Source organism: Actinotignum sp. usb-actsch-213 (assembly GCF_059085665.1).
Genome location: NZ_JBHNSQ010000012.1, coordinates 1 through 883 on the forward strand (window position 1 = coordinate 1; position 883 = coordinate 883).

Sequence of the window (883 nt, forward strand, 5' to 3'; positions counted from 1 at the left end):
AGCCCCAGTAAACGGCGGTGGTAACTATAACCATCCTAAGGTAGCGAAATTCCTTGTCGGGTAAGTTCCGACCTGCACGAATGGCGTAACGACTTCTCTACTGTCTCGACCACGAGCTCGGTGAAATTGCATTACGAGTAAAGATGCTCGTTTCGCGCAGCAGGACGGAAAGACCCCGGGACCTTTACTATAGCTTGGTATTGGTGTTCGGTACGGTTTGTGTAGGATAGGTGGGAGACTGTGATGCATTGACGCTAGTTGGTGTGGAGTCGTTGTTGAAATACCACTCTGATCGTATTGCATGTCTAACTTTGGTCCGTGATCCGGGCTAAGGACAGTGCCTGGTGGGTAGTTTAACTGGGGCGGTTGCCTCCTAAAGGGTAACGGAGGCGCTCAAAGGTTTCCTCAGCCTGGTTGGTCATCAGGTGGTGAGTGTAAGTGTAGAAGGAAGCTTGACTGTGAGACAGACATGTCGAGCAGGTACGAAAGTAGGAACTAGTGATCCGGCGGTGGCTTGTGGAAGCGCCGTCGCTCAACGGATAAAAGGTACCCCGGGGATAACAGGCTGATCCTGCCCAAGAGTTCATATCGACGGCATGGTTTGGCACCTCGATGTCGGCTCGTCGCATCCTGGGGCTGGAGTAGGTCCCAAGGGTTGGGCTGTTCGCCCATTAAAGCGGTACGCGAGCTGGGTTCAGAACGTCGTGAGACAGTTCGGTCCCTATCCGCTGCGCGCGTTTGAGAATTGAGAAGGGCTGTTCCTAGTACGAGAGGACCGGGACGGACGAACCTCTAGTGTGCCAGTTGTTCCGCCAGGGGCATTGCTGGTTGGCCACGTTCGGGAGGGATAACCGCTGAAAGCATCTAAGCGGGAAGCCTGCTT

At 54.2% G+C, this 883-nt stretch carries 1 rRNA gene; it reads left to right on the plus strand.

Annotated elements, in window-relative coordinates:
* A 23S ribosomal RNA gene (locus tag AC5RK6_RS00825) occupies window positions 1-883 on the plus strand; the annotation flags it as partial.